This is a genomic window from Nevskia sp. (genome assembly GCF_021732705.1).
GTDB lineage: Bacteria > Pseudomonadota > Gammaproteobacteria > Nevskiales > Nevskiaceae > Nevskia.
This window is the reverse complement of sequence record NZ_JAKFUM010000003.1, coordinates 256,511-282,106: the sequence shown is the minus strand read 5'-3', so window position 1 is coordinate 282,106 and position 25,596 is coordinate 256,511. Positions and strand designations below refer to the sequence as shown.

Below are 25,596 nucleotides of genomic sequence, written 5' to 3'. Positions count from 1 at the left end.
CCGCCATGGACCAGTCCCAAGCCGTCGAAGTCTTGCTGCGGCCAGCGGTGGAGCTATACACCGTCGCGGTCTGTGCGGGCGCCGCGTTTCTATGCCTGGTGGCCCCGTGGTCGCTCGCGCTGAGCCCTCTACTCGGCCTGGGCAGCGCGCTCGCCTTCATCGCCTTCGGCGCGCTGCGCTTTCACGACGCCTGGGCCATCCTGCGCTACCGGCGCAACATCCGGCGCCTGCCGCGCTACGTGATGACCAGCCGCGACGTGCCGGTCAGCCAGCAGCGGCTGTTCGTCGGCCGGGGCTTCCGCTGGGACCAGCGGCACACGCACCGGCTGATGCAGACCTACCGGCCGGAGTTCAGGCGCTACGTCGAACCGGCGGCGATCTACCGAATGGCGCGGCGCATGGAAGAGCGCCTGGAGTTCGCGCCGTATCCGCTGTCCAAGATGGCAAAGGCCCTGGCCTGGGACAGTCCGCTGAACCCGGCGCGGCCGCTGCCGCCGGTGGGGGGCCTGCCGCGGCTGCACGGCATTGAGCCGCACGAGGTCGACGTCACCCTGCCGTTGGCCGAGCGCGTCGGCCACAGCCTGGTGTTAGGCACCACGCGCGTCGGCAAGACCCGCCTGGCCGAGCTGTTCATCACGCAGGACATCCGGCGCAAGGTCAATGGGCAGCACGAGGTCGTGATCGTCTTCGACCCCAAGGGCGACGCGGACCTGTTGAAGCGCATGTACGTGGAGGCCAAGCGCGCCGGACGCGAAGGCGAGTTCTATGTCTTCCACCTAGGCTGGCCGGACATCTCCGCACGCTACAACGCGGTGGGACGCTTCGGCCGCATCAGCGAAGTCGCCACGCGCATCGCGGGCCAGCTCTCCGGTGAAGGCAACAGCGCGGCTTTCCGCGAGTTCGCCTGGCGCTTCGTCAACATCATCGCGCGGGCTTTGGTGGAGTTGGGACAGCGGCCCGACTACCTGCTGATCCAGCGCCACGTCATCAACATCGATGCGCTGTTCATCGAGTATGCCCAGCACTACTTCGCACGGGAAGAGCCGAAAGCCTGGGAGGTCATCGTCCAGCTCGAAGCCAAGCTGAACGACAAGAACATCCCGCGCAACATGATCGGCCGCGAGAAGCGCGTCGTCGCGCTGGAGCAGTACCTCTCGCAGGTACGCATCTACGACCCGGTGCTCGACGGCCTGCGCAGCGCTGTGCGCTACGACCGAACCTACTTCGACAAGATCGTCGCGTCGCTGCTGCCGCTGCTGGAAAAGCTCACCACCGGCAAGATCGCGCAGTTGCTCGCGCCGAACTATTCGGACCTCTCCGACCCGCGACCGATCTTCGACTGGATGCAGATCATCCGAAAGCGGGCCGTGGTCTACGTCGGGCTGGATGCGCTGTCGGACGCGGAAGTCGCGGCGGCGGTCGGCAACTCGATGTTCAGCGATCTCGTCTCGGTCGCCGGGCACATCTACAAGTTCGGCATCGACGACGGCCTGCCGGGCGCTGCGACCGGCGTGAAAGTGCCGATCAACGTGCACGCCGACGAGTTCAACGAACTCATGGGCGACGAGTTCATCCCGATGGTCAACAAGGGCGGCGGCGCAGGCGTGCAGGTCACGGCATACACGCAGACCCTCTCGGACATCGAGGCGCGCATCGGCAACCGTGCGAAGGCGGGTCAGGTGGTGGGCAACTTCAACAACCTGTTCATGCTGCGCGTGCGCGAGACCGCCACGGCCGAGCTGCTGACGCGGCAACTGCCCAAGGTCGAGGTCTACACGACGACGGTGATGAGCGGTGCCACCGACAGCTCCGATCCGACCGGCAACACCGCTTTCACGTCCAACACGCAGGACCGCATCAGCAGCAACAGCGTGCCGCTGATCGAGCCCGCGCACGTCGTCAGCCTGCCCAAGGGCCAAGCCTTCGCGCTGATCGAAGGCGGTCACCTGTGGAAGGTGCGTATGCCTTTGCCGGCACCGGACCCCGACGAGGCCATGCCCAAGGATCTGCAGGAGCTGGCCGGCTACATGCGCCAGCACTACGTCGAGGCCGGCGACTGGTGGGACAACAAGGGGCTTCCCGGCCTGCAGGACCAGGCGCTGCCCGACGATCTGCTCGCCGACTTCAAGCAGATGGCGAGCGCGGATGAAGGGGCCACGGCATGAGCGACCCCGCCGTCGCCGTCCAGCGCCAGCAGGTTCGCCAGCAGGGCCTGATCGCGGGCCTCATCACGCTGCCGTTCCGGCTGTTCGGGGTGTTGGCCGGTTCGCTGGTGCTGTGCATCGCGATCGAGTGCATCGGCATGCACTTCTTCTGGCCCGAGCAGGGCTGGCGCCACGCGCAGGGCATGCTGGACTACGAGTTGTCGCAGGTCTCGGAGCATTTCACGCAAAGCGTGCTGGTGCAGGAACCGGGGCGCAGTGCACGCCAGCTCGTCGAGTGGGCCTACCAAGGGCTGTTCGTGAAGACGGGCCTGCTGGACTGGATACGCGACGCGGCGGCGCAATCACGCGCCGGTGCGCACAGCCAGGTACAGGACTTCCGCCACTACATCAGTCAGCTCTACGTGCACGTGGAGAGCTACCTGATCGCCTCGGCCTACACGGTGCTGGTGTTCCTCGTGCGGCTGCTGGTGCTGGTCCTGACCCTGCCGCTGTTCCTGATGGCGGCCTTCACCGGCCTGGTGGATGGCCTTGTGCGCCGCGACGTGCGCGGCTTCGGCGCCGGGCGCGAATCGGGCTTCGTCTACCACCGGGCGAGAGCCAGCCTGATGCCGCTGGCGGTGCTGCCCTGGGTCACTTACCTGGCGTTGCCGGTCAGCGTGCATCCGCTGCTGATTCTGCTGCCCAGCGCGGCGCTGCTGGGCGTAGCGGTGTGCATCGCGTCGGCGACGTTCAAGAAGTACCTGTAGCCGCATCGGCCGCCGCCGCGGAAAGCGGTGGCGGGCCGGTTCCGATTGATTGCGGCGCTGGAAGACCGGCCGTTTGAGCATCGAGCCATCCGCATCCCTCGGAGAACGGCTCGATGGAAACCACTCGCAATCCCGCGCAGGTTCGGCGTTTCGCCGTCGCGGCACCCTGGGCCGTGCGTCTTGCCGCGCTGCTGCTTGCCGCTGCCGGATTGCAGCCCGCCATCGCGGCCGATGCCTCCGACAACGCCGCGGAGCGCGAGATGCTCGCCGCGGTGACGCACCAGCTCGACCTGCTGGACCGTCTCGCCGAGCGTGCCGCAGCCACCGCGCCGCAGGAGCGCGCCCGCTACCACTTCGACTACGTGCGGCTGCGCGCCGACCTGGAGCGTGTGCGCACCGGCGTGCGCGACTACCTCGTTCCGCAACGCGCCCAGCCGCGTGATCCCGTGCCGCTGGCCGGCGGCTACACGCGCAGCAACGCGGCGCCTGCGACGCCGGCCAAGGAGGCGCCGTCGCCATGACGCCTTCCGCCGATCAGGTCGCCGCCTTCACGGCCAACAGCGGCTTCGCGCCCGGGGCCGTCTCCACCGTCGTGCTCGGTTTCGTCTTCGCCGTCCTGCTGCTGTGGGGCGTGTGGGCGATGCGCACCGCCTATGTCGGCTGGGCCGAGCACCACCTGACCCAACGCCAGTTCCTCGGCGTCATCGTGCGCTTCATCGCGATGTACCTGGTGCTGGGCTTTTTCCTCCTGTCCTGACCCCATGAAAGGTACTTCGCCATGAACGCTCCCGCTACTTCTCCCCGTCTCACTTCGCTGCCTTTGCGGCCTTCGCGCATCGCCGCGCTGCTGATTCCGCTGGGCATCGCCGCCACGCCGCTGCCGTCGTTCGCCGACCTTCCCACGCTGGAAGACCCGTCGCGCGGCACCGGCAGCGGCATCATGCAGACGCTGCAAAACTACGGCTACGACATCGTGCTGCTGATCGCGCTGCTCGTCGTCGCCTCGATGTTCGTCGGTGTCTGCTACCACGCCTACACCCGCTACGCCGAGATCCACACCGGCCGCGCGACCTGGGGCCAGTTCGGCCTGACGGTGGCGGTGGGCGCGATCCTGCTGGTCGTCGGCATCTGGCTGCTGACCAAGGCCACCGGCGTCCTGTAAGGCCCGGCAACGATGGCCGGCGCCCTGGAGAGTCCGTCACGCGACGGGCTCGTGACCTTCCTGCCGCACCGCCTCAACCGCCACCCGGTGGTCGTGCGCGGGCTCACGGCCGACGAGCTGTGGGTCTGCGCCGGCCTGTCCGGCGCGGCCGGTCTCGTGGCCGGCGTGCCGCTGGCCTGGCTGACGCGCAGCATCGCGATGGTGCCCACGCTGATCGTCGCCGGCATCGGCATCGGTGTCTTCGTGGGCGGCGGCCTGCTGCGGCGGTGGAAGCGTGGCCGGCCCGACACCTGGCTGTACCGCCAGCTCCAGTGGCGCCTCGCGCTGCGCTACCCCGCGCTGGCTGCGCATGCGGGTGGGGGCCAGCTCATCACCCGGTCGGGCTGGTGGTCCACGCGGCGCCTGCGGCCCGATCCGTCCCTGCGTCGAGGTAGACCATGAGCCGATTCAAGAACGAGGTCGCGCACCTGCAGGCGCACGTGAAGACCTTGCGCCTGGCCGGCGCCGCGCTGTTCATCGTGGCGCTGCTGCTTGGCTTCGGCTGGTGGAGCGCGCCCAAGAGCCTGACCATCCACGTGCCGCCCGACCTGCGCTCGGGCAGCACGCGCAAGTGGTGGGACGTTCCGCCCGAGAGCGTCTACGCCTTCACCTTCTACATTTGGCAGCAAGCCCAGCGCTGGCCGACCAACGGCGAGCAGGACTATCCGCGCAACCTGCATGCGCTGTCTGCGTACTTCACGCCGAGCTGCCGCGCCTTTCTGCAACAGGACTTCGAGTTTCGGCGCAGCAACGGCGAGCTGCGGCAGCGCGTGCGCGGCATCTACGAGATTCCCGGCCGCGGCTACGGCGACGACCCGGCCGCGCGCGTGCGCACCGTGTCGGCCAACAACTGGATCGTCACGCTGGACGTGAGCGCCGACGAGTACCTGGGCGCCGAGCAGGTCAAGCGCGCGCTCGTGCGCTACGCGCTCAAGGTCGTGCGTATGGACGTGGACCCCGAGCGCAACCCCTTCGGCCTGGCGCTGGACTGCCATGCACGCGCGCCGGAGCGCATCGAAACCCCTCCGCCTGCGGCGCCACCCGGCCGGGCCACGAGCGCCGGCTCCAACCTGCAGGGAGACACCCCATGAAGTCCCTCGTGAAGCGTTCATCTGCGGCGGCCCTGGCCGGCCTGCTGCTGTGCCTGGCTTTCGTGCCTGCGGTCCATGCCGTCGAAATCCTACGCTGGGAGCGCCTGCCGCTGGCGGTGCCGCTGGTGGTCGGCCAGGAGCGTGTGGTGTTCATCGAACGCGACGTGCGCATCGGTGTGCCGCCCACGGTCGGCGAGCAGTTGCGCGTGCAGAGCGCCGGAGGCGCGATCTACCTGCGCGCCAATGCGCCAATCCTGCCCACGCGGCTGCAATTGCAGGACGTGGAATCGGGCGCGCTGATCCTGCTCGACATTGCGGCCGAGCCGGCCAAGGCAGGTCAGCCGGCGCTCGAACCCGTGCGCATCGTGGAAGGTGACGTGCCGGCGACCCGCTACGGCGAGCCCGCAAAACCTGCAGCGACTGCGGACGACGATGCGGAACGCACGGCACCTGCTGCAAAGCAGGCCACGCCGGTGGCGGTCGTGCTCACGCGCTATGCAGCGCAGAACCTCTACGCGCCGCTGCGCACCGTAGAGCCCGTTCCCGGCATCGGCCGCGTCAACCTGCGGCGCGGCCTGGAGCTTTCCACCTTGCTGCCGACGCTGCCGGTGCATGCGCAGGCACTGGCCGCGTGGCGGCTCGAAGACCAGTGGGTGACGGCGGTGAAGCTCACCAACATCTCCGCCCGCGGGCTCGACCTGGACCCGCGCGCGTTGCAGGGCGACTTCCTCGCCGCGACCTTCCAGCACCCGAACCTAGCGCCGGCCGGCCGCGCCGCCGACACCACGGTCGTCTACCTCGTTACCCGTGGCCACGGCCTGGCCGAGTCGCTGCTGCCCAAGCTCTCACCGATCGACGCGACGGTGAACCTGCCGCCGGCCGCGGCGGCCGGCCAGGCCGAAGGAGGTGCCCGCCATGAAAAGTAACCCCCTCCTGAAGTGGCTGCTGATCCCGATGGCGCTGGTGCTGCTGTTCGTCGGCATCAAGATGCTCTCCGGGGATCGCGGCGCCAGGCCGGCGCCGGCCGGCAGCGCCAACCCGCTCACGCCCGAGGAGATGAAGGCGTTAGGCATCGAGGGCGACACGCCGCGCGATACCGTCGCGACGCTGGTGGCCCAGGTCAAGCAGTTGCGCAACGAGCTGCAGACGGCGCTCAACGACAACAAGAACCAGAAGAGCGAGAACGAACGCATGCGCGCGCGGGAAAGCGCGATCGACCAACGCATCCAGTCTGCGCTCGACGGCGAGCGCGGCCGCCTGCAGCAGGACCGCGAGCAACTCTCCAGCGACCGCCAGCAGACCCAGGGCCTGCTGCAAGACCTGCAGCGGCGCCTGGACGGTCTCTCCGGCAAGGGCGGCCAGGCCGACCTGCCGGTGGGCCTCGGCCTGGAGGAAGGCGATGGCAAGGGTTTCGGCGGCACCCAGGGCGGCGCCGCGCGCAGCACCAGCGGCACGCGCTGGGTTGAGCCTGACGATGCGAAGCCTTCGGCGAAGAGCGGCAGCGGCGGCGGGCTGAACTTCCCGACCAGCTTCGGGCCGGCGCAGAAGACGCTTTCCGACACGGCCGACAACGTGGCCAGCACGGTGGCGGATGCGGGCAGCCGCGCGGTGGGCGCGTCGGCCAAGCCGGTCTACACGGTGCCGTCGAACTCGACGCTGATGGGCTCCATCGCGATGACCGCGTTGATCGGGCGCGTGCCCATCGACGGCACGGTCAACGACCCGTACCCCTTCAAGGTGCTGATCGGCCCGGACAACCTGACCGCCAACGGCATCGACATTCCCGACGTGGCCGGCGCGGTGGTCAGCGGCACGGCCTCGGGCGACTGGACGCTCTCCTGCGTGCGCGGCCAGATTCGCTCGGTGACGTTCGTTTTTAACGACGGCACGGTGCGCACGATGCCGGAGGACGGCAACCGCAACCAGAACGGCGGCGGGGGCTCGGGCGGCAACGCAAACAGCACCACGCACGGCGGCCTGGGCTGGATCAGCGATCCCTATGGCATCCCCTGCGTCAGCGGCGAGCGGCGCAGCAACGCGCAGCAGTACCTGGGCTCGCAGGCCCTCATCACCGCGGCGGGCGCCGGCGCGGCGTCCCTGATCAAGTCGGACAACGGCAGCGTGGCCGTCGTCGCCAACAGCAACGGCTCGCTCGGCACGGTGGGCATCAGCGGCAACGAGGCCATGGGCCGCATCCTCGCCGGCGGCGTGCGCGACATGGCCGATTGGGTCAACAAGCTCTACGGGCAGGCCTTCGCCGCGGTGTACGTGCGCCCCGGCGCCAAAGTCGCCGTGCACCTGGAGCAGCCGCTCAACATCGACTACGACGCCAAGGGGCGCCGGGTCAATCACCGCATCGGAGGCAAGCATGCGTCGGATTTGGATTGAATCGGCCGCGATCCTGTGCGCGGTCGTGTTGCTGGGCGGCTGCGCCACCAGCAAAGACAAGCTGCTGCCGCACGGCGATCACACCATGCTCGATGTGTGGAACCAGGAGACGGGCGGCAGCGCCGGTGGCGGGCAAGCGGCGCGGCAACTGCTCGATGCGCGTCAGGGCCTGCGCCGGCCGCTGACCGAGGCCGACGTGCAGGCGGCGCCTGCCACCGCTGCTGCCTACACGCGCACCGCGGCCAACGAGATCTACCGCCAGTTCCACCGGCTCCCCAACCCCGATCTGGTCATGTACGTGTTCCCACACCTGGCCGGCACCGATCCGGTGCCGGTGCCCGGCTACACCACCGTCTTTCCCCTGTATCAGAGGGTGCAGTACGCCATGCCCGGCGAACGCCTGGAGGACTACTGATGGCCTGGACCTTGCCTTGGCCGCGCGAGGGCCTCGCATCGGTTGGCCCTGAGCCGCATGGCGAGGACGCCTGGTCGCAGCATCTGACGTCGCTGGCGACGCACGGCATTCCCGAGCCGGGAACCGCAACCGATGACCGGCCGCGCCGTCCGGCCGCCGAGGCGGACCTGCAGGCCCTCTACGGCGTGTCGCCGTCCTTCGCCGATCTGCTCCCCTGGGTGGAGTACCTGCCCGGCTCCAAGAGCATGCTTCTGGAAGACAGTCAGTCGGTCGCGGGCTTCTTCGAGCTGGCGCCGGTGGGCACCGAAGGCCGCGAGATGGCCTGGCTGTGGCAGGCGCGCGATGCATTGGAAAACGCGCTGCAGGACTCCTTCGATGAACTCGACGAGAACCCCTGGGTCGTGCAGCTCTACGCCCAGGATGAATCGACCTGGGACAACTACCTGCGCGGCCTGTCCGACTACGTGCGGCCGCGAGCGCAGGGCAGCACCTTCACAGAGTTTTACGTGAGGTTCTTCGCGCACCACCTTCGCGCCATCGCCAAGCCCGGGGGCCTGTTCGAGGACACGACCGTGACGCGCCTGCCGTGGCGCGGCCAGGTCCGGCGCGTGCGCATGGTGGTCTACCGGCGCGCGAATGCGGTGACAGCATCGCGGCGCGGCCAGTCCCCCGAGCAGGCGTTGACGACGATCTGCGATCGGCTCGTGGGCGGCCTCGCCAACGCTGGCGTGAAATCCCGCCGCATGGAGGCGGCCGACATCCACGACTGGCTGCTGCGCTGGTTCAACCCACACCCGACGCTGCTCGGCCCCAGCGCCGACGACCGCGAGCGCTTCTATGCGCTCACGCGCTACCCCGAGGCAGCCGAAGACGGCGAGATCGAGCTGGCCAGCGGAGACTTCGCTCAACGCCTGTTCTTCGGCCAGCCCCGCTCGGATGTGGCGAACGGCACCTGGGTGTTCGACGGCATGCCGCACCGGGTCATCGTGATGGATCGCCTGCGCATGCCACCCGCCACAGGCCACGTCACTGGCGAGACGCGCAAGGGCGGCGATGCGGTCAATGCGCTGTTCGACCAGATGCCCGAGGACACGGTGATGTGCCTGACGATCGTGGCAACGCCGCAGGACGTGCTCGAAGCGCACCTGAACCACCTGAGCAAGAAGTCGGTCGGCGAGACATTGGCCTCGGAGCAGACTCGCCGCGACGTGCAGGAAGCGCGTGGGCTGATCGGCAGTGCGCACAAGCTCTACCGCGGTGCGCTGGCCTTCTACCTGCGCGGGCACGACCTGGCGCAGCTCGACAGCCGCGGCCTGCAACTGGTGAACGTCATGCTCAACGCCGGCCTACAGCCGGTGCGCGAGGAAGACGAAGTGGCGCCGCTGAACAGCTACCTGCGCTGGCTCCCGTGCGTGTTCGATCCGGCGCTGGACAAGCGCCAGTGGTATACGCAACTGATGTTCGCGCAGCATGCCGCAAACCTCGCGCCGGTATGGGGCCGCAGTCAGGGCACGGGACATCCGGGCATTACGTTCTTCAACCGCGGCGGCGGGCCGATCACCTTCGACCCGCTGAACCGGCTCGACCGGCAGATGAACGCCCACCTGTTTCTGTTCGGCCCCACTGGCTCGGGCAAGAGCGCCACGCTCAACAACATCCTGAACCAGGTGACTGCCATCTACCGGCCGCGCCTGTTCATCGTGGAGGCCGGCAACAGCTTCGGCCTGTTCGGCGACTTCGCCATGCGGTTGGGCCTCAAGGTGCATCGCGTGAAGCTCGCGCCCGGCGCCGGGGTCAGCCTCGCGCCGTTCGCGGATGCGCACCGGCTGGTCGATACGCCCAGCCAGGTGCAGACGCTGGACGCCGATGCGCTGGACGAGGACGAGGAGCCCGCGGCGCAGGCAGCGAATCGCAGCGAGGAAGCGGAAGAGCAGCGCGACGTGCTCGGCGAGCTGGAGATCACCGCGCGGTTGATGATCACCGGCGGCGAAGACAAGGAAGAAGCGCGCATGACGCGCGCCGATCGCAGCCTGATCCGGCAGTGCATCCTCGATGCGGCCCAGCGCTGCGTGACCGAGCTGCGCACCGTACTCACGCGCGACGTGCGCGACGCGCTGCGCGAGCGCGCCCGGGACTCATCGCTGCCCGAGATGCGCCGCGCGCGCCTGCTGGAGATGGCGGACGCGATGGATATGTTTTGCCAGGGCGTCGACGGCGAGATGTTCGATCGGCCCGGCACGCCCTGGCCCGAGGCCGACATCACCATCGTGGACCTCGCCACGTTCGCGCGCGAGGGCTACAACGCGCAGCTCTCGATCGCGTACATCAGTCTCATCAACACGGTGAACAACATCGCCGAGCGCGACCAGTTCCTGGGTCGGCCGATCATCAACGTGACGGACGAAGGCCACATCATCACCAAGAACCCGCTGCTCGCGCCCTACGTCGTGAAGATCACGAAGATGTGGCGCAAGCTCGGCGCTTGGTACTGGCTGGCAACGCAGAACATCGACGACCTGCCCAAAGCGGCCGAGCCCATGCTCAACATGATCGAGTGGTGGATCTGCCTCTCGATGCCACCGGACGAGGTGGAGAAGATCGCGCGCTTCCGCGAGCTGAACCCGGCGCAGAAGGCCCTGATGCTGTCGGCCCGCAAGGAGGCGGGCAAGTTCACCGAGGGCGTCATCCTCTCCAAGAGCATGGAAGTGCTGTTCCGTGCGGTTCCGCCCAGCCTGTACCTGGCGCTGGCTCAGACCGAGCCGGAAGAGAAGGCGGAACGCTTTCAGTTGATGCAGCAGTACGGCATCGGCGAGCTGGATGCGGCCTTCAAGATCGCCGAGAAGATCGACCGCGCTCGCGGCATCGAATCGCTGGCGCTTGATGCGCTGGCGTAAGGAAAACACCATGCAGGTCGCTCGCTTCATTCCATCCCGCTCAGTCGCATTGGTCTCTGTGCTGCTCATCGTTGCGCTGATCGCGGCGGCCTGGCTGGGCTTACAGCCACAAACGCCGATCGCCGAAGACGCTTCAGCGTCGGCCGAGTTCAGCCAGGCGCCCAAGCTGGCACTCGCCGCCGCGAGCGGCCCGCCTTGGCGCTATGGTCGCGACGATGCGCGCTTCACGGTAGTGGAGTACGCCGACCTCGAATGTCCGTTCTGCCGCGCGTACTTCCCGGCGCTGAAGCAGTGGATCGACGCGCACCCCGAGGTGAACTGGCAGTGGCACCACCTGCCGCTGGCGCCGCACGAGCCTGCGGCGACTGCCAATGCGCGCCTGGTCGAGTGCGTTGGTGAGGCCGGCGGCTCGGCCGCGTTCTGGCGGGCGGTCGAATGGGTCTATGCGCACACCCGCGGCGACGGCCAGGGCCTGCCCGAGGGCCTGGGCTATCCAGGCATCACGCCGGCCGCCCAGCAGTGCCTCGACAGTGATCGCCCTGACACGCTGATCCGCGCGCAGTCGGCGAGCGCCGCGCAGGAGGGCGTCAAGGTCACGCCCACGCTGCGGTTGCAGGATCGCCAGTCCGGCAAGACGCTGCTGCTGCATGGCCCGGTGGAAGGCGATGCGCTGCTGTCGGCCATCGACCTGCTGGCGGCCGGCGGCACCACCGACACTGCATCGAAGGAAATGCCTGCCGAGTCCCTCGGCGACATGCCCAGGTAGCCCCCGATCTTCAAGGCTACGCCGCGGCCTTGGCCGCGCTGATCGACCCCGTTCGCCTCGCATCCTTCGACGCGAACAGCCGCCGCGCTGCGGTGGCGGATGCCCGCTCTTCCATCGCTTGTTGTTCATCCCACGCGGGTCGCCCACGCCCGCAGGGGCGGCATGGCGTTCCGCACCTTCTATGGAGACTGCCATGCAACCCAAGACTCATGTTGTTGATGGTGTGACCTTCGTGGCCACGCCTTACCGCGCCGGAACCTTCGTCCGCGAGGATGTGTTCTGGCGCCAGTTCACGATCACCTGCCAAGGCTATATCGAGTACCCCGAGGACGATCGCGTTTTCGGGACCTGGTGGACACCTCACATCCTTGAGCTGGGCCAACACGGCCTGATCGAGGATGCCCTGGCCCTCGCAGCGGACGAGCTGTCAAAAGACGAGTTCGATCTGAGGTCGGAGATCGAGGCGCTGGACTTTCGGCCGGAACTGGTCCTGATCCGCGATTCGCTCGATCGGCTGGTTGTCACTGGCGAGGTGCAGTGCGGCGGCCGCATCCGCTGGTGCGAACCCACCGCCTCAGATGCGGAAGCCGCCGACGTCGCGAAGCAGGTCGATGACCTGCGCGGCGAGGCGTCCTACGAAGCTGGCTGGGACAACCACAGCACGGCCGAGCGCCTGCGCCTGCGCGCCCGCGTACTGGCCGGCCGGTTGGTCGATCCGTTCTGGCAAGTCCATGCCCGCCGCGCCATTCAGGCCTCGGCTGCGGGCGCCTGATTCCCACGGGAGCTTCGGCTCCCGTTTTTCCTCCTTGTGCCGCTTGCGAAAGCGGGGTGTGCGCGGTGCGCATTCCTTGTCGCAGCAGACATGCCTTCGGCGTTCGACTAGGGGCCTTGCTCTCATTTCCAGGACACCCGCCATGACGGCTCCCTTGTTCTATTCCATTCCGCGGCTGGGGGTCACGCGCATCGCGTGCGCGGGAGGACTTCTGCTGTGCCTGCTCTGCCAGACCGCATCGGCCGCCGACGTGCTCGTCGTGACCGACAGCCACCATCCCGTGCAGCCCGCTGCCGGCGCCCGCGTGGTCGAGCTGGACCTGCCCGAGCGCATCGAGGCCGAGCTGGCGGCCAGTCTGCCCAACGACCCCAACCGCGCAACCGCAATCGTGCAGCAGCGACTGCGTGATGGCGGCCAGGCTTTGCAACGACGCATCGGCAGCGCCTACCAGGGTGTGGCCGATGCCTGGGGGCTGGGCATCGCCAAGGTGCCCGCCGTAGTGGTCGATCGCCGCTACGTGGTCTACGGCGAGCCCGACGTGGCGCGTGCCGTGGCCCGCGTCGAAGCCCATCGGAGGACACAGCCATGAAGCGCCTGCTGTCGGCATCGTCGCGCCGCGCTCGCCTCGCCATCGCCTCGGTGCTGCTGGGCGGTGCGGCATCGAGCTTCGCGCTGAACACGGCCACCATCGTGTCGTCGGCCCTGTCGCCGGACTGCATCGAGTACCGCGTCGTCGGCATCTGCTACTGGCTGTTCTGCACCTGGACGGGCTGCACCGTGCGCACGTCGGTGAAGGTGCGGCACTACGTGCCGGACGCGGTGGTATCGAGCTACAGCAACACCGGCGAGAACCCCTGGGTCGAGGTGCGCGCGATGAGCACGCCGAACCCGACTGCGCAGGCTGGCGACGACGGCACGACGAACCACGACAACGAGAACAACCTCGCCAAGTTCAAGAACGCCGACGTCATCGGCCACCCCGGCGGCTACGTGTTCAGCCAATTCGCGAGTTCGTTCGGCTACTCGTGCGAGGGCGCAGGCACGGCCTTCATGCCGTACCTACTCAGCACGCTGGACACCATCGCCTGGCGCTACAACATCCCCGAAGCCTTCTACCCTGAAGCGCTCATTCCCGGCCGGCGCGAGATCGGCACGCGCACCGGCCTGAATCTGTGGGGCAATGTGTATGCGCGCGGGGGTTTCCTGCACCAGACCGATGACCACAAGAGCGGAGCCGTCGTCGCGCAACGCGCCGGCGACGTCGTAACGCGCCGCAACCAGATCCACGTGTATCAGCCGCTGCTCGCCAGCGCCCGCGACGGCTACTGGCCGGCCGGCGCGCTGATGGAGACCGATGCCTCGACGGGCAAGTGGCAACCGCTGACGCCCACGCTCTCGAACAGTTGCGTCGTCTTCCCGCACAGCGGAAGCCTCACGCAGGCGCAACAGGGCGATTACGCCTGGGCGCTGTGGCGGCCCTATGCCTGCTGCCAGCGCCGCGGCCAGGTCTTCCTCGGCAGCGTCGATTTCAACTGAGGTGTGCCCATGAAAACGTCTCTCTCCCGTCTCGTACAACGTGCCAAGCCCTACACGCTCAGCATCGCGCTCGCCTGCGCCGTCACCGCCGCGGCCGGCGTCGCGTGGGCGCAGACCCGCATCAACCCCACCGGCGTCGGCGTGAGCGGCAGCGTGATCGGCGACGACGTGCTCTACAGCATCGGCGGCGGCCGCGCCGTGTCCATGGGCGGCGCTGGGAACATGCAGAGCATCGGTGTGGGCATCGGCTGGAACAGCAACCTCATCTGCGGCGACATGAGCATCACGACGACGCTGCAGAACCAGTTGAACGGCATCACCAACGGCTTCCAGCAGATCATGAGCAACGTGATCCAGAGCGCGACCAGCGCCGTCGCCTCGTTGCCGGCGCTGATCATCCAGCGTGCCGATCCGGGCCTCTACAACCTGCTGACCAACGGCGTGCTGCAGGCCCGGCTCGACTTCGACCGCAGCAAGCTGACGTGCAAGGCGATGGCCAACCGGATGGCGGACATGGCGGGCGGCCAGGCGGGCTGGGACCAGCTCGCCGAAGGTTTCGCGCTGCGCGATGCGGTGAGCAGCACCGATGCGGTCTCCGCCGTGGAGCAAGCCGAATCCAACAAGGGCAACAACGGCGTGCCCTGGGTCGGCGGCAGCAACGCGGGCGGTTCGGGACAGGGCTCGATCAAGGTGGTTGGCGACGTGACCCGCGCGGGCTACAACCTGCTGAACAGCCGCGGCGTCACGGACACCTCGTCCATCCCGCGCGCATCCTGCGGCAACCGGCTGACGTGCCAAACCTGGTCCTCGCCGCAGGCCGCCGCGGACTTCGCAACCCGTGTGCTCGGCGAGCGCGAGCAACGCACTTGCGAGACCTGCACCAAGACGCAGACCACACCCGGCGTCGGCCTGACGCCGGTGATCCAGGAAGAGTACGAGACCAAGCTGCAGGCCCTGCAGGGCCTCGTGACGGGCTCGACGCCGATGACGGTGGCGAACCTCGAAGCCGCCGGCAGCAACTCGCTGCCGATCACCCGCGGCGTGATCGAGGCGCTGCGCGACGAGCCCGATCAAGACCTGCTCGGCAAGCGCCTGGCGTCCGAGGCCGCGCTGTCGAGCGTGCTGGAGAAGGCCTTGCTGTTGCAGCGCACGCTGCTGACCGGCAAGAAGGAGCCGAACGTCGCCGCCAACGAGCTGGCAGTGAAGGCGGTCGATCAGGAGAACAACGCGCTGGACCAGGAGATCAACAACCTCAAGACCGAGCTGGAGCTGCGGCGCACGCTGGCCGGCAATTCGGCGATGGCGATCGTGCAGCGGCACGGAACGCGCGCCGCCGGTTCACGCGGGATCTTCGAGGGCGATACCACGCGCGACCGGCTCAAGGAAGTGCAGAAGCCGAGGAACAACTGATGGTCACGCGCGCATGGACCTGGCTGCGGCCCGCCTGGTTGTTCAACCGGCGCGTGGCCGTCGCGCTGCTGTGGGTGCTGGCGGTTGCCGGCATTGCCGCGGGCGTGAACGTCGTCGGCCTGCGCGTCGTCGGCAGCATCGATGGCTGGGAGCGGTGGCTGCGCGAGCACTCGGCCCACTTCCTGATGTGGCGGCTGCTGGTCTACGCGGCCACGGCCTACGGCTGGTGGTGGATGCGTCGGCGCCTGCGCAAGCGCGAGCCTTCGCCCGAGGTGCACCAGCGCCTGCTGCGCGTCGAGATCGCGGCCGTCGTCACCCTCGTGCTGCTCGAAGGCAGCCAACTGCTGCGCAGCGGCTGAACCGCCGAAGGCGAGGAGCACGCCATGACCCTCTACACGACCGACTACCTGGAGTATTACCTGACGCTCGTCGGGTGGATCGTCAACAACGGCATCTGGAACATTCTCGTGGCCAGCGGCGTGTTTGCGCTGCCCTTCGTAGTGATCGTCGTGCAGGAGTGGCTGCGCGCACGCGCCGAAGGCGCCGACGAGGGCAACAAGGGCGTGCTGTCCTCGATGCGCATTGAGAACCGCGTGTGGGTGGCGATCGTCGTCATCCTGTTCGCCGGCATCCCCTTCATCCCGGTCGATCTCAGCACGATCAAGTTCGACACAACGCGCTCGGCGCAGTGCCAGGTCAGCGTCCCGCAGCCCAACGACACGGGCTGGTCGAACGCTTACACCACGCTGAACAACCAGAGCGCATTGGTGCCGGTGTGGTGGTTCTTTATGCACTCGATCTCGAAGGCGGTGACGGGCGGCGCGGTAGCGGCGATCCCCTGCGGCACGGACCTGCGGCAGATGCGCATGGACGTGGACGCCACGCGCATCGATGACCCGGTGCTGGCCCAGGAGGTCGGCGACTTCGTGCACGACTGCTACGGGCCGTCGCGGGCCAAGCTGTTCATGAGCCGGCCCACGCTTTCCGACGAGCAGATGAACGACGTCACCTGGATCGGGTCGAGCTACTTCTTGGGCAACACGGGCTTCTACGACACGTACCACTCCAACACGCCCCGCACGGCCTGGCCCTACGACGCGACACGCGATGCGGGGCTGGCCCAGGTGGACAGCGGCGGGGGCTACCCCACATGCCGGCAGTGGTGGTCAGACGGCAACAGCGGCCTGCGCGCGCGCCTGCTGGCCCAGGTCGATCCGGACCTGTTGACGCGCATCGGCCGCTGGGCGGGCTTCCTGTCACAGGCGGAGATGAACGACTCGGTGATCCGGGCCGTGGTGTCGCCGCGGCAGCAGAAGATGAACCAGGGTTCGGTCTACACCGACTACGGCGGGCAGATCGAGAAGACGCTGCCCAACATCGTGACGCGCGGCGCCGGCGACCTCGGGATGACGATGGGCTCGCTCGGCTTCTTCCCGGCGATGGACGTAGTGCGCCAGGCGCTGCCGATGGTGCTGTCACTGCTCAAGATGGCGCTGGTCGTCTGCATCCCGCTGGTGCTGGTCTTCGGCACCTACGAGCTGAAGGCGCTGGTCGCGGTGAGCTGTGTGCAATTCGCGCTGTTCTTCGTGGACTTCTGGTTCCAGCTCGCGCGCTGGCTCGACTCCACCATCCTCGATGCGCTCTACGGCTGGGGGTTCGGCGCAAACCGGCCACACAGCAACTTCGATCCGCTGATCGGGCTGAACAACGCCTTCGGAGACATGCTGCTGAACTTCGTGATGGCGACGATGTTTCTTGTGCTTCCCAGCTTGTGGGTCACTGCACTCGGTTGGGTGGGCGTTCGCGTGGGCGGCGCGCTTCAGGGCTTGGCCAACGGGACCAGGGAAGCCGGTCAAGCAGGCAGCAGGGGTTCAAACATGCTGATCAGCGCCGCCAAGAAGTAGCTCGGGCCACGGATCTGCATCAGTCGTCTTTGAATCGAGGGTCTGGATCATCGTCGTAAGACGCCGGGTGATAGAACAGGCCCTGACGGTGATCGACTTCCTCCGCTTTACGACCGAGAAAGTCAGAATCATCTTCGTCGTGGTCTGGTCGCGCCATCCACGCTACGGCCGCCAGACCAAGGATTAGCAGGGCCAGCCAGAACGCGCTGTAGAGCAACACAGCAAGGACAGCGAGCTTGACGACCAGCAACACGGTCTTGGCAGCGCCAGGCGCCCATCCGCGAGAGAGCAGCCAACCATTGGCCCGCCGATCTAGACGCGCACAGCCTCGCCAGGCCCGACCCAGCGTGTGGCCGAGGCGTTCTGCGAAGGTGGTCTGTGCGGCGGTCTTCACGGTGGCTACCTCATGGTCGTCCTGTGCGCTGCTCGTTTGATTGAATCCTGCATGGGTTTTCAAATCATGGTGGAAATTATGTGCAATATCTAATCATGCCAAACGCCAACCTGAATCCGTGGCCCCACCTCGTAGAACAGCACACCCTGCGGGTGAGCTGCGCAGGAGTTGAGTCCGGGATTGAGGTTGGGATTGCCGGGGTCGCCCGACAATTGGGCGATGCGCCGAATCGAAGTCAAGCAACTGGATTACGACCTGACGCCCGTTGGCGGGCTGGCCTTGGTGGGCCACTACCTGAAGGCGCTGGGGCCGCAGTGGACGGCGCTGGAGCGGGCGCTGCCGGTGCGCGCCGGCGTGAGCAACAGCGACGTGTTGCGCAGCTACCTGGGGCTGCTGGCGCAGGGCAAGAGCGACTTCGACGCGGTGGAGAACTACCGGGGTGACAAGTTTTTCAAGGAATCGCTGGGCATAGGGCTGCTGCCGTCGAGCCCAACGCTGCGCCAGCGCCTGGACGGGCAAGCCCAGGCCTTGTTCGAGCATGTGCCCGGGATGATTGAGCGGCTGCTGGGCAGCCAGCGGCCCGACTACGGCGTGCTGCCCTGCGGCTGGTTGCCGCTGGACGTGGACACCTTCGCGATGGACAACGGCGGCACGCGCAAGGAAGGCGTGGGGCGCACCTACGCCGGGGTGGACGGCTACTGCCCGCTGGCGGCCTATCTGGGCGCACACGGCTTCTGCCTGGAATTGGCGCTGCGCCCTGGCGTGCAGCACTCGGCGCGTGAGACCGACTTCAACCTCGAACGAGTGATCCCGATGGCCCAGCGCCTGAGCGCGGGCGGACCGAAGGCGCCGATCCTGGCGCGGCTGGACGCCGGCTTCGACTCGGTCGCGCTGATGCGCAGCATCGAGGCCTGCAACCAGGCCGGGCAGCCGCAGGTGGACTGGCTGATCAAGTGGAACCCACGCAGCGTGGACCGCGCCGCGCTGCTGGCGCGGCTGGACGTCGACGCCAACACCCAGTGGCACCAGCCGCGCGAAGGCAAGCGCGTGACGGTGTGGGAAGAGGCCCTGCAGATCGAAGACATCAGCCGACCACTGCGTCGCGTGCTCAGGCTGGTCGAGCGCACCATTGACCGACACGGCCAACAGTTGATCGTTCCCGAGATCGACCTCGAAGGCTGGAGCACCAGCCTGAGTGCAGAGCCGTTCAACGCCGAGAAGATCATCGCGCTGTACGCCGACCACGGCACACACGAGCAGTTCCACGCCGAGTTCAAGACCGACCTGGACCTGGAGCGGCTGCCTTCGGGCAAGTTCGACACCAACTACCTTGTGTGCCAGCTCGCGGCGCTGGCGATGGACATCCTGCGCCTGATGGGCCAGCGCGGCCTGCTGGGGCCGGATGCACCGGTGCGCCACGCGGCCAAACGCAGGCGCATCAAGACGGTGATACAGGAGTTGATCTACCGCGCAGGCCGGATCATCGAGAGCGGGCGCAGACTGATCCTGGGACTGGGCGCCAACGACCGGGCGGCCCAGGCATTCGAGCGGCTCAACGGCGAGCTGTTTGCTGCAGCCTGCGGCTGAAGCGAAGAGGCCTGGTGCCAGGCGAGCCCACTCACGGATCCCGAAATACGCGCACCGCGCACGTTGCGGCGTGGTCGATGCAGCGGGAACAGCGGCCAGACCCGCATCCGACGCGCCGCGCACGCAACTAAACGCCACGAGGCGACCGAATTGAGCACCGTCGGCGTGGAAAACAACGCTGTTCATGGCCGGCGTACGACGAACTCGCTCAGGCGGGTATCGGGGTCACGGATTCAGGGCCAAGGCAAGCGGCGTGTCAGCCTTTGTGCTGGCCCAGCCAATCGGCTTTGCTCGCTGCCACCAGCGCCGCCCAATCGTCCGGCGGGTTGCCGCGTCCCAGCATCTTCTCGAACACGGCGTAGGGGTCGGACTTGCTGCCCGCCGACCGCAAGGTCTGCTCGTCGTTGACCCAGGCGTACACGATGACCTTCGCCTTCGAGTCGTAGCGGAAGAACAGCCGATACCGTCGTCCGAGCTTGGCTCGCCGCCAGTGGCGATAGTCCGGTCCCATGGTGTTGCCCTGACGATACTCGTCGCGTGCCGGATCGCTCGGCACCACGTCTTGCATCAATTGCACCAAGGCCCGGAAGAACTTGACGTTGGCGTTGGACGCAAAGCCTTCCGAGTCGTTCTCTTGCGCACGCAGCACGGCTGCGCGCAGCTTCATCAACTGCTCGATCAGGTTATCGTGAAACAGCAGCGTCCAGCCATGCTGCTGCATCAGATTTCCACGTCCTCATCGAAGTCATCGCCCAAGACAACCTTGTGGCCTGCATGCTCCAGCATCGTGCGAGCCAAATCCTCGGGCAGGCCGCGGATGTTCCGGCCAGCCTCGATGTCGTGAGCCAGCAGGGTCAGGAACGCGGCGATGGCAGGGTCTTCATGCTCGGCATCGGCACGGGTCACGACCACTTCGCCGCCGCGAAGGTCGAACGCCACCTTGCCGCCGGTGTCCACGCCCAGCACCTGCCGGATGGACTTGGGCAGCGTGATCTGACCCTTGGAGGTCAGCGTCGCGACTTCGTGGATTTCGGGCATGGCGGCACTCCTGATGGCAATGCCTGGATGGTAAGGAAGTTTCCTTACGCTGTCAATGTGAGGGCGCATAGTGCTGTTTCCGGGTGTATGAATCCAGCTCCATCGTAGGGACGGCACAGCCAGCCTTCCCGCATCAATCCGCCTTGGGCCAGGCCCGCATTGGTTGTGGCTGGCTCGCCTCGGTTGCCCTATATCCAAAGGCTTCCAAAAGGCCAAAGGGCTGGGGAAGGGGCAAGGGAATGGGGCCAAGGGGAATGGCCCTACCCGAAAAGGCCAAAAGGCTCTCCCGACCCGCCCGCCGTCCGGGGTTCGCCATGCTCTCGCTGTTCCAACGCAAACGGCCGCCGTCTACCTCTGGCGCCGCGCCGACACCCACACCTCCCGCCAATCCCGGCAAAGGGCTGATGCGGCCGGAGCCGGCCGCATCGCTGCTGGCGACACCACGCCGGCAGCGGCTGCTGGAACACATCTGGCAGCGCACCTCGCTATCGCGCCGCCAGTTCGCCACGCTGTATCTCGGCCCGCTGGAGCGCTACGCCGAACTGGTCCAGCAGTTCCCGGCGTCCGAATCGCATCACCATGCCTATCCGGGTGGCATGCTGGACCATGGCCTAGAGATCGTCGCCTACGCCCTGAAGCTGCGGCAGTCGCACCTGCTGCCCGCCGGCACCACGCCGGAGGCACAAGCGGCCCAGGCCGAAGCCTGGACGGCCGGCACCGCCTATGCGGCGCTGTTGCACGACGTTGGCAAGGTCGCCGTCGATCTGCACGTGGAGTATGCGGACGGCACGGTCTGGCATCCCTGGCACGGCCCGCTGCGGCGGCCGTACCGCTTCCGCTATCGCAAGGAGCGCGAGTACCGGCTGCACAGCGCCGCCACCGGACTGCTCTACGCCCGGCTGCTCGATCCAGGCATCTTCGACTGGCTCGCCGACTACCCCGACCTGTGGGCCGCGCTCCTGTACGTGCTGGCCGGCCAGTACGAGCACGCTGGCACGCTCGGCGAGTTGGTCGTGCAGGCCGACCAGGCCTCGGTAGCCCAGGAACTCGGCGGCGATCCCAGCAAGGCACTGGCGGCACCCAAGCACGCCCTGCAGCGCAAGCTGCTCGATGGCCTGCGCTTCCTGCTGCGCGAGGAATTCAAGCTGAACCAGCCCCAGGCTTCGGACGGCTGGCTGACCCAGGATGCATTGTGGCTGGTGAGCAAGACCGTCTCGGACAAGCTGCGCGCTCATCTGCTGCAGCAAGGCATCGACGGCATCCCGGTCAGCAACACGGCGGTGTTCAACGTGTTGCAGGACCACGGCATCGCTTTGCCCACGCCGGACGGCAAGGCGATCTGGAAGGCCACGGTCGCGAGTGATGCCGGCTGGTCGCACAGCTTCACGTTCCTGAAGCTCTCGCCCGCGCTGATTTGGGAGGCGACCGAGCGTCCCGAGCCCTTCGCAGGACAGGTGCGGGTCGAACAAGAACAGGGCGAACCGGCGCAGCAGAGTCCCGCGCCCGGTACGCCCTACGTTGCGCAAGGACCGGCGCTGGCAAGCACGGCGCCGCTTGCGCCCGCGGACAACGGCGTCGGTGCGCTGCTCGATCTGCTGGACGCGATACCCGCCGCCTCGGTGCTACCGAGCGTGCCCGAGTTGGCGGCCGACACCGAGGACGAAGCTGTCGTTGCTGCGGTAGCCCCCACAGCTTCGGTCGCGCCCGTCGCGCAGCCCCAGCGCCGGGCCGAGCCTCCCAGCGAGGACTTCATGGCCTGGCTGACTCAGGGCGTGCAGACCCACAAGCTCATCATCAACGATGCCAAGGCCCTGGTGCATACCGTCGTCGGCACGGCCTACTTGGTCAGCCCCGGCGTCTTCCAGCGCTACGCGCAGGAACATCCGCACGTTGCGACCGTCGCCCGGCAGGAGAAGCTGGAGGCATGGCAGTGGGTGCAGAAGCGCTTCGAGAAGCTGGGGCAGCACCGCAAGCAGGCTAGCGGACTCAACATCTGGGCTTGCGAGGTCACGGGGCCGCGCAAGACTCGGCGGCTACACGGCTACCTGCTGGCCAACCCCGGCGCACTGTTCGGGGAAATACCGCCTGACAACCCATATCTAAGCCTCGCCAGCGAAGCCCCGAAGCGCAAAAATTCCCCAGGTAAGCGCGATACCGATAGCGAGCAGTAGGGATAGGGCACGGCCGCGCGTCGGGCCGACTTCAATCCTCGGACTTGGAAGCCGGTTCGGCCAGCTTGGCCTCGGTCAAGGCCATCAAGTGGGCAGAACTGCACTTCAGCGCGCGGGCGATCTTGAGGATCAGGGGGAGTGTGGGGACATGCTCGCCGCGCTCGATCTTTCCCATGTGCGAGCGTTCGATGCCGGCCATGTGAGCCAGCGTTTCCTGGGCGATGCCCTGGCTGGTTCTCTCATGGCGAACGGCGGCCCCAAACGCGATGGCAGGTTCTGCTTCGTAGGTGGTCGTGCCGCTCGGTCGGCCTCTCTGAATCGGACGCTTCTGCATTAGCAAAAGCGTCGGGCATGGCTCCGATATAAACCACGTTAAACTTAACTCAGATGGACGGCTGCACGGTTCATGCTTTCGTCGCCACCAGCTTTCTACCCTGGGAGGATGCAGCTCCGTGACATCAAGCGACGCCGCCACCATCCGGGTGGCCGTAGTGGGCGACTGGGTGCCCTCACAACTCGCCGACGTGCTGGCGCTTCAGCGCTCCCAGGAGCCCGAAACAACCGCCGCTCTGGTTGCATGTTCCGCTGCGGAGCCGGCCCGAGCGCCGTCACCAGGCAGTCGCATCGACTTCGCAGTGTCCATGATTGAGTTGGACTGGCCAGGCTGGGTGTGCGAGCCGCTGTGGACCGACAGGCTCGCGGTCGCCGTTGCCAAACGCTCCCACCTCTTGGCCTACCGCGAAGTGCCTCGCAATGAGTTGCCGAAGCAGCCAGTGATCTGCGCCCAGTCAACTGCCCGTGAACCCTGGGATGCCGTGGTGCACTGCATGCTCGTCGACACGCCACAGGACCAGGGATCGCGAGTCAGCACCTTCGACATGGCGATGACACTCGTCGCCGCTGGATACGGCATCGCCATCGCGCCCGTTGCTCGGCTGGCGGGCTACCAGTGCAGAGGCATTGCAATGCGGCCGCTTGCGAACGCACCAACGATCGTGATGGCTTACCTGCTTCACCCCTGTGCGTCATTGGCGGGCCACCAGCAGAGATTCGCACGTCGCGCCCGCTTGATGTCAGGCGCAAAGAACCAAAGCGCAGAGCAACCAAGGATGAACAAGGCCGGCAGGTCGGAATGAGCACTACCGAGCAGCATACGGCTCAGCTACCCGCTCGTTCTCGTCGATGCGCAACTGCTTGCCCAAGGCGGGAAATGCGCGTTGAGCACAGCCTTCACGATCACAGAGCTTGCAGCCGGGGCCAATGGGTGTTGCGCTGCCAGGTTCGCCCAAATCCAGTCCCTTGGCATAGACGAGTTGGCTGGCATGCCGAAGGTCGCAACCCAGGCCAATCGCAAACTCTCTACTCGGTGAGCCATAGCCGCCCGTGGGTCGAGATTCGCAATGGGCAATCCATAAGTAGCTTCGCCCATCCGGCATGCCAGCGATCTGCGTGAGTACGCGGCCTGGTCGGGCGAAGGCCTCATAGACGTTCCACAGCGGGCAGGTGCCGCCGCTGCGAGAGAAGTGAAAGTCCGTGGCCGACTGGCGCTTGGAGATGTTGCCGGCGCGGTCCACGCGAACGAAGAAGAACGGCACGCCACGGGCCTCGCGGCGCTGCAGCGTGGACAGGCGGTGGCACACCGTCTCGAAGCTCACGCCGAAGCGGCGGGCCAGCAGCGCGATGTCGTACCGCAATTCCTGGGTGGCGGCGAGGAACCGGCCGTAGGGCAGCACTAGCGCCCCAGCGAAGTAGCTGGCTAAGCCAATGCGGGCCAATGCCACCGCCTCGGTGCTAAAGGCGTTGGAGGCAACAAGCCGGTCAATCTCCGCGCCGGCCTCCAGGTAAGCGAGTTGGGTCGCGAGTTGGAACGCGCGCTGACCGGCGGAAAGCGTGTCGGACAGCAGTAGCAGGCGCTGGGCGGGCTCGAAGCGTCGCAGTCGCTCCTCCGGCAGGCTTTGCACCTGGATGCGGTGTGCGGCGAGCAAGTGGGCTTCCAACTTGGGTGCCAGGTCCTGCGTGCTGTCGGCAACGCCGAGTTGGGAGGACAGCGCCTCGGCAGCGCGATCCAATTCGTCCATGTGGTTGTGGTGGGCGTAGAAGAAGTCGCGCACCTCCTCGTGCGGCCCTTGGCTGGCCGCCAAGCCGCTGTCGCGGTCGCCTAGCCCCAAGCTCGCAAGACGTTGCTCGGCCCCACGGGCGCGACTTTGAAGACGCAGCAGCAACTGGGCCATTGCTGGCATCTGCTGCGCGAGCGTGCGCAGTTCGGCATCCGGCACGCCGCCCGGCACGGCGACCTCGGTCACGATCTCATGAAGTTGTGCGAACAGCCGGGCCTCATCGTCCTCGGAGAAGAACTGTAGGTCGATGCCCAGCGACGACTGCAGGCGCAGCAGCACGGCAACGCTCAGGGGGCGCTCGTTGTTTTCAAGCTGATTCACGTAGCTCGGCGAGAGCTTGAGCACTTGTGCCAGGGCTACCTGGGTCAGGCCACGCTGCTCTCGCAGCGTCTTGAGCTTCACGCCCAGAAAGGTCTTGCGCATAAGAATGGGGCTCTGAATATTCGCAAATATCGCAAACTGCATCAAAAACCTTCGCATTCATTGGCAATTTTAGTCATTGAGTACCAAAGAAGTGGATGCGAAGATTGCGAATAATACGACTTTCCCTCCCCACCATGGACTGGATCAAGACTTTGGCTTCCACACCGCTGAACGAGTTGAACCGCACTGAGCTGGTGCTGCCTCAGCAATCCAACCACTACGGCACGCTCTTCGGTCCTGAGGCCTTGTCGATGCTCGGCAAGACCGCGTATCTAGCCGCTGCACGCTTCAGTCGTCAGTCAGTCGTGATGGCCGCATCGCGTGGCATCGAGTTCCTGGCCCCGATCGCCATCGGCTCGCTGTTGCACCTGCATGCGCGCGTCACGCGGCTGGGCCGCAGCTCAATGACGGTGGACGTGCGCGCCGCGCTGGATGCGGCGCCCGGCACCAAGCCGCAAGAAGTGCTGCGCGCCAGCTTCGAGATGGTGTCTGTCAACGCCAATGGCCGTCCGGTGCCGCTGGAGCCCCGCGATGACGGCCTGATGCCCGCAGCTCTGAACGATCAAGCCCACTGAATT

General features: G+C 67.0%; 27 protein-coding genes. 22 read left to right on the top strand and 5 right to left on the bottom strand.

Annotation, left to right across the window (positions count from 1 at the left end):
* Positions 1 to 5: 5 nt before the first annotated feature.
* From traD to QZ951_RS03500, 18 genes are all read left to right on the top strand, one after another.
* On the top strand, positions 6 to 2,165 hold the full coding sequence (gene traD, locus QZ951_RS03585) for a type IV conjugative transfer system coupling protein TraD (RefSeq protein WP_292998639.1): 2,160 nt from the start codon (positions 6 to 8) through the stop codon (positions 2,163 to 2,165).
* Complete coding sequence (locus QZ951_RS03580) at positions 2,162 to 2,911, top strand: TIGR03747 family integrating conjugative element membrane protein (protein ID WP_292998637.1); 750 nt, start codon at positions 2,162 to 2,164, stop codon at positions 2,909 to 2,911. Before traD ends, QZ951_RS03580 begins: the two co-directional genes overlap by 4 nt.
* A gap of 113 nt (positions 2,912 to 3,024) precedes the next feature.
* On the top strand, positions 3,025 to 3,432 hold the full coding sequence (locus tag QZ951_RS03575) for an RAQPRD family integrative conjugative element protein (RefSeq protein WP_292998634.1): 408 nt from the start codon (positions 3,025 to 3,027) through the stop codon (positions 3,430 to 3,432).
* Positions 3,429 to 3,668 (top strand): TIGR03758 family integrating conjugative element protein, encoded by a 240-nt coding sequence (locus QZ951_RS03570; RefSeq protein ID WP_292998632.1) that lies wholly within the window; start codon positions 3,429 to 3,431, stop codon positions 3,666 to 3,668. Before QZ951_RS03575 ends, QZ951_RS03570 begins: the two co-directional genes overlap by 4 nt.
* A 21-nt stretch (positions 3,669 to 3,689) precedes the next feature.
* Complete coding sequence (locus QZ951_RS03565; protein WP_292998630.1) at positions 3,690 to 4,073, top strand: TIGR03745 family integrating conjugative element membrane protein; 384 nt, start codon at positions 3,690 to 3,692, stop codon at positions 4,071 to 4,073.
* Between the two features lie 12 nt (positions 4,074 to 4,085).
* The gene (locus QZ951_RS03560) at positions 4,086 to 4,514 is read left to right on the top strand and encodes a TIGR03750 family conjugal transfer protein (protein ID WP_292998627.1); all 429 of its coding nucleotides are present in this window, start codon (positions 4,086 to 4,088) and stop codon (positions 4,512 to 4,514) included.
* A complete protein-coding gene (locus QZ951_RS03555; protein ID WP_292998625.1) occupies positions 4,511 to 5,203 on the top strand; it encodes a PFL_4703 family integrating conjugative element protein in 693 nt (230 codons plus the stop codon). The genes QZ951_RS03560 and QZ951_RS03555 overlap by 4 nt, the downstream gene beginning before the upstream one ends.
* A gap of 8 nt (positions 5,204 to 5,211) precedes the next feature.
* Positions 5,212 to 6,129, top strand: a complete 918-nt coding sequence (locus QZ951_RS03550; protein ID WP_292999051.1) for a TIGR03749 family integrating conjugative element protein — start codon at positions 5,212 to 5,214, stop codon at positions 6,127 to 6,129.
* Positions 6,119 to 7,591 carry a TIGR03752 family integrating conjugative element protein gene (locus tag QZ951_RS03545; protein ID WP_292998623.1) on the top strand — a complete coding sequence of 491 codons (1,473 nt, stop codon included), beginning with the start codon at positions 6,119 to 6,121 and terminating at the stop codon, positions 7,589 to 7,591. Before QZ951_RS03550 ends, QZ951_RS03545 begins: the two co-directional genes overlap by 11 nt.
* Complete coding sequence (locus QZ951_RS03540; RefSeq protein ID WP_292998621.1) at positions 7,572 to 8,006, top strand: TIGR03751 family conjugal transfer lipoprotein; 435 nt, start codon at positions 7,572 to 7,574, stop codon at positions 8,004 to 8,006. The genes QZ951_RS03545 and QZ951_RS03540 overlap by 20 nt, the downstream gene beginning before the upstream one ends.
* Complete coding sequence (locus QZ951_RS03535) at positions 8,006 to 10,900, top strand: conjugative transfer ATPase (RefSeq protein ID WP_292998619.1); 2,895 nt, start codon at positions 8,006 to 8,008, stop codon at positions 10,898 to 10,900. The genes QZ951_RS03540 and QZ951_RS03535 overlap by 1 nt, the downstream gene beginning before the upstream one ends.
* A 10-nt stretch (positions 10,901 to 10,910) precedes the next feature.
* Complete coding sequence (locus QZ951_RS03530; protein ID WP_292998617.1) at positions 10,911 to 11,666, top strand: DsbA family protein; 756 nt, start codon at positions 10,911 to 10,913, stop codon at positions 11,664 to 11,666.
* A 193-nt stretch (positions 11,667 to 11,859) separates the two neighbouring features.
* Positions 11,860 to 12,438, top strand: coding sequence for a hypothetical protein (locus QZ951_RS03525; protein WP_292998615.1), 579 nt, complete (start codon positions 11,860 to 11,862; stop codon positions 12,436 to 12,438).
* Between the two features lie 142 nt (positions 12,439 to 12,580).
* Entirely contained in the window at positions 12,581 to 13,027 is a 447-nt protein-coding gene (locus QZ951_RS03520; protein ID WP_292998613.1) for a TIGR03757 family integrating conjugative element protein, read from the top strand.
* On the top strand, positions 13,024 to 13,974 hold the full coding sequence (locus QZ951_RS03515; RefSeq protein WP_292998611.1) for a TIGR03756 family integrating conjugative element protein: 951 nt from the start codon (positions 13,024 to 13,026) through the stop codon (positions 13,972 to 13,974). The genes QZ951_RS03520 and QZ951_RS03515 overlap by 4 nt, the downstream gene beginning before the upstream one ends.
* Before the next feature lie 9 nt (positions 13,975 to 13,983).
* Positions 13,984 to 15,384 (top strand): integrating conjugative element protein, encoded by a 1,401-nt coding sequence (locus QZ951_RS03510; protein ID WP_292999049.1) that lies wholly within the window; start codon positions 13,984 to 13,986, stop codon positions 15,382 to 15,384.
* Positions 15,384 to 15,743, top strand: a complete 360-nt coding sequence (locus QZ951_RS03505; protein ID WP_292998609.1) for a hypothetical protein — start codon at positions 15,384 to 15,386, stop codon at positions 15,741 to 15,743. Before QZ951_RS03510 ends, QZ951_RS03505 begins: the two co-directional genes overlap by 1 nt.
* A 24-nt stretch (positions 15,744 to 15,767) precedes the next feature.
* Positions 15,768 to 17,288: a conjugal transfer protein TraG N-terminal domain-containing protein gene (locus QZ951_RS03500; RefSeq protein ID WP_292998607.1), complete on the top strand. Its 1,521-nt coding sequence runs from the start codon at positions 15,768 to 15,770 to the stop codon at positions 17,286 to 17,288.
* Positions 17,289 to 17,307: 19 nt separating this feature from the next.
* On the opposite strand, the gene QZ951_RS03495 is transcribed toward QZ951_RS03500, so the two are convergent.
* Positions 17,308 to 17,682, bottom strand: coding sequence for a DUF3742 family protein (locus QZ951_RS03495; RefSeq protein WP_292998605.1), 375 nt, complete (start codon positions 17,680 to 17,682; stop codon positions 17,308 to 17,310).
* A 219-nt stretch (positions 17,683 to 17,901) separates the two neighbouring features.
* Between QZ951_RS03495 and QZ951_RS03490 the strand changes: the two genes are divergently transcribed.
* Entirely contained in the window at positions 17,902 to 19,269 is a 1,368-nt protein-coding gene (locus QZ951_RS03490; RefSeq protein ID WP_217072248.1) for an IS1380 family transposase, read from the top strand.
* 256 nt (positions 19,270 to 19,525) lie between these two features.
* Here the strand turns inward: QZ951_RS03490 and QZ951_RS03485 are convergent, their stop codons facing one another.
* The gene (locus tag QZ951_RS03485; protein WP_292998600.1) at positions 19,526 to 19,990 is read right to left on the bottom strand and encodes a type II toxin-antitoxin system YhaV family toxin; all 465 of its coding nucleotides are present in this window, start codon (positions 19,988 to 19,990) and stop codon (positions 19,526 to 19,528) included.
* Positions 19,990 to 20,307, bottom strand: coding sequence for a type II toxin-antitoxin system PrlF family antitoxin (locus QZ951_RS03480; protein ID WP_292998598.1), 318 nt, complete (start codon positions 20,305 to 20,307; stop codon positions 19,990 to 19,992). Before QZ951_RS03480 ends, QZ951_RS03485 begins: the two co-directional genes overlap by 1 nt.
* 314 nt (positions 20,308 to 20,621) lie before the next feature.
* Between QZ951_RS03480 and mobH the strand changes: the two genes are divergently transcribed.
* On the top strand, positions 20,622 to 22,478 hold the full coding sequence (mobH, locus tag QZ951_RS03475) for a MobH family relaxase (protein WP_292998596.1): 1,857 nt from the start codon (positions 20,622 to 20,624) through the stop codon (positions 22,476 to 22,478).
* 31 nt (positions 22,479 to 22,509) lie between these two features.
* Here mobH and QZ951_RS03470 read toward each other — a convergent pair whose 3' ends face one another.
* Positions 22,510 to 22,812 (bottom strand): helix-turn-helix transcriptional regulator, encoded by a 303-nt coding sequence (locus QZ951_RS03470; protein WP_292998594.1) that lies wholly within the window; start codon positions 22,810 to 22,812, stop codon positions 22,510 to 22,512.
* Positions 22,813 to 22,930: 118 nt separating this feature from the next.
* Here QZ951_RS03470 and QZ951_RS03465 point away from each other — a divergent pair, with 118 nt between their 5' ends.
* Positions 22,931 to 23,614, top strand: coding sequence for a substrate-binding domain-containing protein (locus tag QZ951_RS03465; RefSeq protein WP_292998592.1), 684 nt, complete (start codon positions 22,931 to 22,933; stop codon positions 23,612 to 23,614).
* Between the two features lie 3 nt (positions 23,615 to 23,617).
* On the opposite strand, the gene QZ951_RS03460 is transcribed toward QZ951_RS03465, so the two are convergent.
* Positions 23,618 to 25,018, bottom strand: a complete 1,401-nt coding sequence (locus QZ951_RS03460; RefSeq protein ID WP_366943791.1) for a short-chain fatty acyl-CoA regulator family protein — start codon at positions 25,016 to 25,018, stop codon at positions 23,618 to 23,620.
* A gap of 134 nt (positions 25,019 to 25,152) precedes the next feature.
* Between QZ951_RS03460 and QZ951_RS03455 the strand changes: the two genes are divergently transcribed.
* The gene (locus tag QZ951_RS03455) at positions 25,153 to 25,593 is read left to right on the top strand and encodes an acyl-CoA thioesterase (RefSeq protein WP_292998587.1); all 441 of its coding nucleotides are present in this window, start codon (positions 25,153 to 25,155) and stop codon (positions 25,591 to 25,593) included.
* Positions 25,594 to 25,596: the final 3 nt, after the last annotated feature.

What these genes read in the sequence shown, in the direction of transcription:
- QZ951_RS03570 (WP_292998632.1), top strand. Translation starts at nt 3,429, where the DNA reads ATGACGCCTTCCGCCGATCAGGTCGCCGCCTTCACGGCCAACAGCGGC.
- QZ951_RS03460 (WP_366943791.1), bottom strand. Translation starts at nt 25,018, where the DNA reads ATGCGCAAGACCTTTCTGGGCGTGAAGCTCAAGACGCTGCGAGAGCAG.
- QZ951_RS03580 (WP_292998637.1), top strand. Translation starts at nt 2,162, where the DNA reads ATGAGCGACCCCGCCGTCGCCGTCCAGCGCCAGCAGGTTCGCCAGCAG.
- QZ951_RS03485 (WP_292998600.1), bottom strand. Translation starts at nt 19,990, where the DNA reads ATGCAGCAGCATGGCTGGACGCTGCTGTTTCACGATAACCTGATCGAG.
- QZ951_RS03575 (WP_292998634.1), top strand. Translation starts at nt 3,025, where the DNA reads ATGGAAACCACTCGCAATCCCGCGCAGGTTCGGCGTTTCGCCGTCGCG.
- QZ951_RS03565 (WP_292998630.1), top strand. Translation starts at nt 3,690, where the DNA reads ATGAACGCTCCCGCTACTTCTCCCCGTCTCACTTCGCTGCCTTTGCGG.
- QZ951_RS03480 (WP_292998598.1), bottom strand. Translation starts at nt 20,307, where the DNA reads ATGCCCGAAATCCACGAAGTCGCGACGCTGACCTCCAAGGGTCAGATC.
- QZ951_RS03455 (WP_292998587.1), top strand. Translation starts at nt 25,153, where the DNA reads ATGGACTGGATCAAGACTTTGGCTTCCACACCGCTGAACGAGTTGAAC.
- QZ951_RS03515 (WP_292998611.1), top strand. Translation starts at nt 13,024, where the DNA reads ATGAAGCGCCTGCTGTCGGCATCGTCGCGCCGCGCTCGCCTCGCCATC.
- QZ951_RS03490 (WP_217072248.1), top strand. Translation starts at nt 17,902, where the DNA reads ATGCGCCGAATCGAAGTCAAGCAACTGGATTACGACCTGACGCCCGTT.
- QZ951_RS03535 (WP_292998619.1), top strand. Translation starts at nt 8,006, where the DNA reads ATGGCCTGGACCTTGCCTTGGCCGCGCGAGGGCCTCGCATCGGTTGGC.
- QZ951_RS03525 (WP_292998615.1), top strand. Translation starts at nt 11,860, where the DNA reads ATGCAACCCAAGACTCATGTTGTTGATGGTGTGACCTTCGTGGCCACG.
- QZ951_RS03540 (WP_292998621.1), top strand. Translation starts at nt 7,572, where the DNA reads ATGCGTCGGATTTGGATTGAATCGGCCGCGATCCTGTGCGCGGTCGTG.
- QZ951_RS03470 (WP_292998594.1), bottom strand. Translation starts at nt 22,812, where the DNA reads ATGCAGAAGCGTCCGATTCAGAGAGGCCGACCGAGCGGCACGACCACC.
- QZ951_RS03560 (WP_292998627.1), top strand. Translation starts at nt 4,086, where the DNA reads ATGGCCGGCGCCCTGGAGAGTCCGTCACGCGACGGGCTCGTGACCTTC.
- QZ951_RS03545 (WP_292998623.1), top strand. Translation starts at nt 6,119, where the DNA reads ATGAAAAGTAACCCCCTCCTGAAGTGGCTGCTGATCCCGATGGCGCTG.
- QZ951_RS03555 (WP_292998625.1), top strand. Translation starts at nt 4,511, where the DNA reads ATGAGCCGATTCAAGAACGAGGTCGCGCACCTGCAGGCGCACGTGAAG.
- QZ951_RS03530 (WP_292998617.1), top strand. Translation starts at nt 10,911, where the DNA reads ATGCAGGTCGCTCGCTTCATTCCATCCCGCTCAGTCGCATTGGTCTCT.
- traD (WP_292998639.1), top strand. Translation starts at nt 6, where the DNA reads ATGGACCAGTCCCAAGCCGTCGAAGTCTTGCTGCGGCCAGCGGTGGAG.
- QZ951_RS03505 (WP_292998609.1), top strand. Translation starts at nt 15,384, where the DNA reads ATGGTCACGCGCGCATGGACCTGGCTGCGGCCCGCCTGGTTGTTCAAC.
- mobH (WP_292998596.1), top strand. Translation starts at nt 20,622, where the DNA reads ATGCTCTCGCTGTTCCAACGCAAACGGCCGCCGTCTACCTCTGGCGCC.
- QZ951_RS03500 (WP_292998607.1), top strand. Translation starts at nt 15,768, where the DNA reads ATGACCCTCTACACGACCGACTACCTGGAGTATTACCTGACGCTCGTC.
- QZ951_RS03510 (WP_292999049.1), top strand. Translation starts at nt 13,984, where the DNA reads ATGAAAACGTCTCTCTCCCGTCTCGTACAACGTGCCAAGCCCTACACG.
- QZ951_RS03520 (WP_292998613.1), top strand. Translation starts at nt 12,581, where the DNA reads ATGACGGCTCCCTTGTTCTATTCCATTCCGCGGCTGGGGGTCACGCGC.